Genomic DNA, 7,686 nt, shown 5'->3' on the forward strand with positions numbered 1-7,686 from the left:
CACAAAAACTGCACTTAATTTACAAAATATCGCCTGTAGTATCTTTAAATTTAAGTTGAATACCTAAACGAATACATTTGTTTGTATGCTCGATAGGTTAAAAAATTATATTGTTAAACTTGATTTTCAGCCATCATGGCTCATCTTCGGCATAGATGCGTTTATGTTTCTCATTGCAGTTGCATTGGTTGTGCTTTTTCAAAGAGCAACCGGCCTTTTTGCGATAGAACTTAGTTTTTACCAGATTGTTGAATTTTTTATTGCAGGTGGGGCAGCATTATTTTTATCCAAAAGTTACCGGGTTGTCATTCGTCATACCTCTTCTCTTGATGGGCTGAGCGTGTTAAAATGTATTTTTATCCAACTCAGTATCCTGTTCTCAACAGATGCTTTTTCTGAATTTTACGGTTTAAAAATTGGAGTTGGTTTTTCCACACACCTGATCTGTTCGTTTACCACGCTGTGTTTATTATTGTCTTATAGATTCGTTATCCGTTATGTTTTCTTTTTGTCCTTGAGGGAGAAGAAATCACTAAGAATTGGAATTTTTGGTGCAGGCGATTCCGGCGTGTCTTCTTTTAATTTATTGGGAAAAGATAAGTTCTATCCCGCGGATGTTTTGTTCTTCTTTGACGATAATCCGAGAAAGATTGGTAAACGGATTAACCGGATCCCGGTGATAGATGCGAAAAATCTCCCAGAGTATATCAGGAATTATCAATTGGACCAGCTTATTATCTCTCCTGAAGCGGTTTCTGTAGAGCGAAAGGAAGAGCTGCTTAAAGTAGTTAACGATGCAGGTATTCAATTGAAAGTGTTGTCTCGCAAGGATGAATGGTTTGTGGAAGACCGGAGCGCGAGGGGACTGCACAATATGGAGATTGCTGATCTTTTAGGAAGGCAAACTATAGAGATCAATAACGAAAAAGTGAATTCACTGATTTCCGGTAAAGTAATATTGGTTACCGGAGCTGCGGGATCTATTGGCAGCGAACTTTGCAAACAAATTCTGAAGGAGGGACCGGCTCAGTTGATCTTGCTGGATCAGGCTGAATCCGCTTTATATGAACTGGATCTTGATCTGAAAAAGCAATGTGCTCAAGTACCCGTTTTTCCGGTACTGTGTGATATCTCTAATGAAAAGAGGTTGAAAGTGATTTTTGGGAAATATAAGATAGACCATATTTTTCATGCAGCGGCCTATAAGCATGTTCCGATGCAGGAAGAGCATCCTTATGAAGCTTTTAAATGCAATATTTATGGGACCTACCTGCTGGCTAACCTGGCCATGATCCACTCGGTCAGGAAATTCATTATGATTTCTACTGATAAGGCGGTAAACCCAACCAATATTATGGGTGCAACGAAAAGGACAGCTGAAATGTATATTCAGTCTTGTGCAGATTCTCCCTTGAGGAATAATGACATTCAATTTATTACCACCAGGTTTGGTAATGTTTTAGGTTCTAATGGTTCTGTAATTCCATTATTTAAAAGACAGATTGAAACCGGTGGACCTGTTACTGTGACCCATCCGGAAGTGATCAGGTACTTTATGACCATCAGCGAAGCTTGTAGCCTTGTTCTTGAAGCGGCAACCATGGGAAGGGGGGGCGAAATATTTGTTTTCGATATGGGGCAACCGGTTAAGATTGTTGACCTGGCGAAAAAGATGATCAGACTAAGCGGTGCAGAACCAAATAAGGACATTCAGATTGAATATTCTGGTTTGAGGCCCGGTGAAAAATTGTATGAGGAGTTGCTGGCAGGCGGTGAGATTTCCCAAAAGACCTATCATCCGAAGATTATGGTGGCTAAAATTAAAGCTGTAGAGCACCAATATGTGATGAACCACTTTGTGAGCCTCTTCAGTTATATGCAGGATAACGACGAAAGAAAAATGGTTAAACAATTAAAGATGCTTGTTCCCGAATTCAGGAGCATGCATTCTCGTTTTTGTGAACTTGATGAACAGGAAGACCTTTTAGGTAATGGAGTTGCGATGGAGCCTGTTGCCATTGGAAATTAAGCAAATAATGAATACGATATCTACTATACTACCTATGTTTAAAACTAAAATTCCAGTTCTTTTTGTTCTTTGCAGTTTACTGCTTACTTCTTGTATCTCTAATAAGAGAATTACTTATCTGCAGAAGGATAAAAGGGATCTTTCACTTGCCGATGATTCCCTGATCCATTATTCCCTTCCAACCTACAGGCTTCAGTTTAATGATATTGTGGATATCCAGATGAAAACCACTATTCCTGAAATGAATGCGGTATTTGGATTGAGCAATCCGGCAGAAAGTGGAGTAGTGAACAGCCAGTTCAGCAATTCGCAGGGAACAGGAGACATTTATTATATGACAGGATATACCATTGATCAGGATGGTAATGTGAAATTGCCTTTTCTGGGGAAGTTGAAGATTATGGGGCTTACTCTTGATGAAGCTGAACAACTGGTTACTAAAAAACTGAGTGTTTATTTTGCTAAAAATGCACAAGATCAGTTGTTTGTTCGGGTTAAGCTTGGAGGTATAAGGTTCAGTACGGTTGGTGAATTTAAAAAGCCAGGGAAATATGTGGTGCTGCAAGACCGGATGACCATTTTTGAAGCCATCGCTTATTCAGGTGATATGACCCTGGAGGCAAAGCGCGGTAGAGTGATTCTGTTGAGACAGTACCCAGAGGGCACGAGAATCCACGTTCTGGATCTGAACAAGAGGAGTATCATCAAGTCGCCTTATTATTTCATACAGCCTAATGACCAGTTGTATGCCGAACCGATGCGGATCAGAGAATTTGGCACTGGTTTTAGTGCGGCTTCAATACTTCAGATTGTGGTAACTTCTTTAACGGCTATTGCGCTGGTCATTAATTTAACCCGTTAACGGAGAGGTATTTATGAAACATCATATACAATCTCCTCAGAAACTCAAAGCGACAGACGATAATGCTGACTTGAAGAAACTCTTTCATGATCTGCTGAGGATCTGGCCCGCAGTGGTCGTGCTGATATTGGTTAATTTATGTATCGCTTATCTGCTGACTAGAAGAGCTAATCCAACTTATCAGACTCAGGCTACACTGGAGATTAAGGAGGATAAGAATCAGGCATCTGTAGAGCTGTTCCAGACCATGGGACTGAAGACCACCCCAAGCAGTATTGAAAACGAGATTGCGATTTTGAGCTCTTTTACACTGGCTCATAATGCATTGAGTGAACTGGATTACAGGGTGGAGTATTTTAAAAAGGACCTTTGGAAGAAATATGAAGTATACCATGGTTTACCCTATGAAGTGGAAGTAGACTGGGGCCATCCACAATTGATTGATGGGGAAATGAAGGTTAAATTTCTGGAAGAGGGGAAGTTTCGCCTATCTTTTGAAGGATCAGTTTTAAATCTTTATAACCCGAGGAAAACAGATACCAAGAGTCCGGTAGACCTGTCTAAGTTGCAGATTGAGGGTAATTACCGTTTAAATACATGGATTGAAGGGAAACATTACAAATTCCGTGTGGTTAAAACAGCCTCTGTTACAGAAACAGGTCCTGATTTTTCATTTGTGCTGAAATCAGATTATGATCTGGCCGAATACTATAGTAAAGTGATGAAGGTAGAGGTTATGAAAAAGGAATCTTCTGTGTTGTCACTTACTCTGGAAAGCCATATGGTGGAGAAAGATAAGATTTATTTGAATAAAATCATGCAAGTGTACCAGCATAGGGAGTTGAAAGAAAAAAACCAAACCTCTATTAATACTTCTGCTTTTATCAATGATCAACTAAAGAATATTACGGACTCATTGGTCTTTTTTGAAGATAAACTTCAAAAATACCGGACCAAAAATGAAACCTTTAATCTGGAAGAACAGGGCAGTTTGGTGTATACGCGTCTTTCTACTCTGGAGGATAATAATGCTGGTGTTTCCTTAAAGATTAAATATTACGAAAGTACTTTAAATTATCTGGAAGAGGGTAAAGTGAACCAACTGGTAGTCCCTTCATCTATTGGCATTGAGGAGGCTGTACTGGAGAAGCTTATTCCTGAGCTTGTTGAAGTACAGAGCAGTCGGTTAAGGTTGAGGGAGGTGTTGTCCAAAGACAACAGGGCTTTAAAGGAACTGGATTTTAAATATACTTCTATTCTGAATTCTCTGAGAGAGAACCTGAACAGATCTTTACAGATTGCCAAACTTTCTTTCCGGGAGATGAATAAACGGATTTCTGCTCTAACCGGAGAGCTGGACCAGTTGCCTCAGGTAGAGCGAAATCTGCTGAGCATTAAGCGACAGTTTACCATCAGTGAGAATATTTATCTGTATCTGCTTCAAAAGAGATCTGAAGCTGAGATTACTAAAGCCAGTAACACCCCATCTAGTGAAGTACTGGACCTTTCACGGCAAATTGGTAATATGCTTTCTCCCAAGCCTGTCAGGAATTATATCATAGCTTTTTGTCTCGGTATTTTGTTGCCGGTCTTATTTCTTTTTATCAGAAATATGACGGGCAACAGGATTTATGATGTGAAGCTGCTGGAAAGTAAACTGGTTGTTCCATTGATTGGCATTATTGGCAGGAGTTTGTGGCGGGAGAATAATAATGTAGTGTCTAATTCGCCGAAGTCCTTTGTGAGTGAAAATTTCAGAAGTGTTCGAGTGAGTACACAGTTTCTGCATCCACCGGATGAGTCTATTGTAATTGCATTTACGAGCAGTAAATCTGGAGAGGGGAAAACATTTTGTTCAGTAAATATGGCGGGTATTTATGCACTGAGTGGGAAGAAAACCATATTGGTTGGTATGGATTTAAGAAGGCCAAAGATCGCGTCCGATTTTGGTTTACTGAATGATGTGGGTGTAAGCACTTACTTGAGCACAAAGAAAGAACTTTCTCAATTGATTAAACCTTCTGGCTCTGAGAATCTGGATATTTTACTGTCTGGTACTGTTCCGCCAAATCCAGCGGAACTGATTGGAAAACCGCGGTTCCAGGAGATGATTCAGATTTTGAAAAGCACTTACGATGTGGTGATTCTGGATTGTCCGCCGGCTGCCCTGGTTTCAGAGACGATTGATATTTTTAATCTGGCTGATCTTAATTTTTACATTTTCAGACACCTGTACTCAGACTGGGAAGCGGTTGAAAACATGAATGATCTGGTGGAGAAGGGGCTAATTAAAAAAACTTATGCGATTTATAACGATACAGAAATGCCTTCAAGTTATGGCTATGGCTATGAATATCATTTTGAAGAGCAGGAAAATAACAGATGGAAAAAATTTTTAAAATTATTTAATAAACATGCTTAACCAGCCTTTAGTTTCAGCATTAGATCGCACTAAAATAGCCGTTATCGGCCTTGGATATGTTGGTTTGCCGCTGTCGGTCATCCTGGCCGAAAAATATAGAGTTGTAGGGTTTGATATCAACAGCACCAGGGTACAGGAACTTTCTAATGGAAATGACGTAACCCTGGAGGTTAGCAGTGATGCCCTTCAACAAGTACTGATGTCTTCAATGGGGTCGCTTGATAGGGCCTTATCGGGCTTATATCCTTCCGGTCAGCAGGAAGATATGGCCAACTGTAATGTCTTTATCATAACAGTCCCCACACCAACAGATAAACATGACAGACCTGTATTAACGCCATTGGTGAAGGCAAGTGAAATGGTAGGAGCAGTATTGAAAAAAGGAGATATCGTTATTTACGAGAGTACGGTTTATCCTGGAGTAACTGAAGATGAATGTGTTCCCGTATTGGAAAAGACCTCTGGTTTAATATTTAACAATGAATTCTTTGTGGGCTATTCCCCTGAACGGATTAATCCTGGAGATAAATTGCGTACGGTTGCTAATATTCTGAAGGTGACATCGGGGAGTACACCAAAAACAGCAGATTTTGTTGACCTGTTGTATAAATCGGTCATTAAAGCGGGTACGTTTAAGGCTTCTTCTATTCGCGTAGCAGAAGCTTCTAAAGTTATTGAGAATTCACAAAGGGACATTAACATCGCCTTTGTGAATGAACTGGCCATGATGTTTAACCTGATGGGAATTGATACCGCTGAGGTTTTGGAAGCGGCAGGCACCAAATGGAACTTTTTGCCTTTTAAACCAGGTCTGGTTGGGGGGCATTGCATTGGGGTAGATCCTTATTACCTGGCGCAGAAATCACAGGAAGTTGGCTATCACCCTGAAATTATCCTTGCAGGGCGACGGATCAACAATGGAATGAGTAAGCATATTGCTGCGGAGGTGCTGAAGCAGATGATGAGAAAGGATTTGAAAGTGTTAAATGCGAAGGTATTGCTGCTTGGATTTACATTTAAGGAGAATTGTCCTGATGTAAGAAATACTAAAGTAGCCGATATTTTTAAAGAATTGAGGGTCTTTGATGTTCAGGTTGAGGTTTATGACCCTTGGGCAGACCCTATTGAGGTGGAGCACAATTATGGAATCCGGATCTGCTCTGAACAACCTGATATGGATCAGTATGCGGCTATTATCCTGGCGGTTGCTCATGATGAGTTCAAGGACCTCAATCTGGTTAAACGGCCTTCAAGGGTAATTTACGATGTAAAGGGAATTCTCGATAAAAATTTGATTGATGCCAGACTTTAAAACTTATGAAGAAAATTAAAAGTACCCTGAAAAGCCGTTTTGGTCATTTGGCTTATTTCTATAGCTATTTGCGGGAAAAGGTATTCATTGCTATTGTTTTAAATATTATAGTGGGCTTTCTGGATGGGCTTGGACTGAGTATGTTCCTGCCGCTTTTGCAGGTAGCCGATGGAACGGGTCAGGCCAATGCTTCTTCAATGGGGCATCTTGGCTTTTTGGTGAGTTTTTTACAAAAGGCCGGTCTGGTGGTTACCATGCAATTGGCTTTGATAGTCATTGTGGTGTTTTTTGTGTTGAAAGGTGTGGTGTATTATATTAAAGGGGTTTATCAGGTTAAGCTTCAGCAGTATTTTATACGGGAGATCAGGCTGAAAAGTATCCAGCATTTGAGCAATTTGAGTTATACACATTTTGTGAAGTCTGACCTGGGGAACATTCAAAATGCTTTAACAGGCGAAGTAGATAAGGTATCAAAAGCTTGCCAGTTTTATTTTCAGGCATTTCAACATGGTGTTTTGGTATTGGTATATATTGGTTTTGCTTTTGCAGTAGATTGGAAATTTGCCATTATGGTGAGTATTGGAGGTCTTTTTTCCGATCTGGTGTACCGAAAAATTTATAAAAAGACAAAAGAAGTTTCCAAGAAATTAAGCGAGGATAATGGTGCTTTTCAAGGCCTGATTCAGGAGTTTGTTTCTTGCTTTAAATATTTGAAGGCTACTGCCGGAATTAAACAATATCAAAAAAAATTAATTGATCAGGTAGATGTTATAGAGAAAAACAATAGTAGGATTGGCGTGCTTTCTGTGGTGTTAAGTGCAACCAGGGAACCTTTGAGTATTATCGTTGTGGCGGTGGTTATTTTCCTCCAGACAACCATATTTCATACCTATCTGACGGCTATTTTGATCAGTTTACTGTTTTTTTACCGGGCACTCGGATCTTTAATGCAGTTTCAGGTTTCCTGGAATTCTTTTTTGGGCTTGGCTGGGTCTATAGAACATCTGGAGGCCTTCAGCCAGGAACTTGCGGCTGGCAGAGAACTTTACATGGGTAAAGAG

5 protein-coding genes are annotated in these 7,686 nt (G+C 40.1%); all 5 read left to right on the forward strand.

From position 1 onward, the window contains the following. Window positions 1–85: 85 nt before the first annotated feature. Window positions 86–2,029 (forward strand): nucleoside-diphosphate sugar epimerase/dehydratase, encoded by a 1,944-nt coding sequence (locus DBR11_RS05020; protein ID WP_108550514.1) that lies wholly within the window; start codon window positions 86–88, stop codon window positions 2,027–2,029. A gap of 7 nt (window positions 2,030–2,036) precedes the next feature. Then, window positions 2,037–2,891, forward strand: coding sequence for a polysaccharide biosynthesis/export family protein (locus DBR11_RS05025; RefSeq protein WP_199233760.1), 855 nt, complete (start codon window positions 2,037–2,039; stop codon window positions 2,889–2,891). 13 nt (window positions 2,892–2,904) lie between these two features. Beyond that, a complete protein-coding gene (locus DBR11_RS05030) occupies window positions 2,905–5,313 on the forward strand; it encodes a tyrosine-protein kinase family protein (protein WP_108550516.1) in 2,409 nt (802 codons plus the stop codon). Continuing rightward, window positions 5,306–6,625 (forward strand): nucleotide sugar dehydrogenase, encoded by a 1,320-nt coding sequence (locus DBR11_RS05035; protein WP_108550517.1) that lies wholly within the window; start codon window positions 5,306–5,308, stop codon window positions 6,623–6,625. Before DBR11_RS05030 ends, DBR11_RS05035 begins: the two co-directional genes overlap by 8 nt. Window positions 6,626–6,630: 5 nt before the next feature. Continuing rightward, a partial coding sequence (locus tag DBR11_RS05040; protein ID WP_146186468.1) for an ABC transporter transmembrane domain-containing protein occupies window positions 6,631–7,686 on the forward strand: 1,056 nt, incomplete at its 3' end.

Source organism: Pedobacter sp. HMWF019 (genome assembly GCF_003061025.1).
Lineage (GTDB): Bacteria > Bacteroidota > Bacteroidia > Sphingobacteriales > Sphingobacteriaceae > Pedobacter.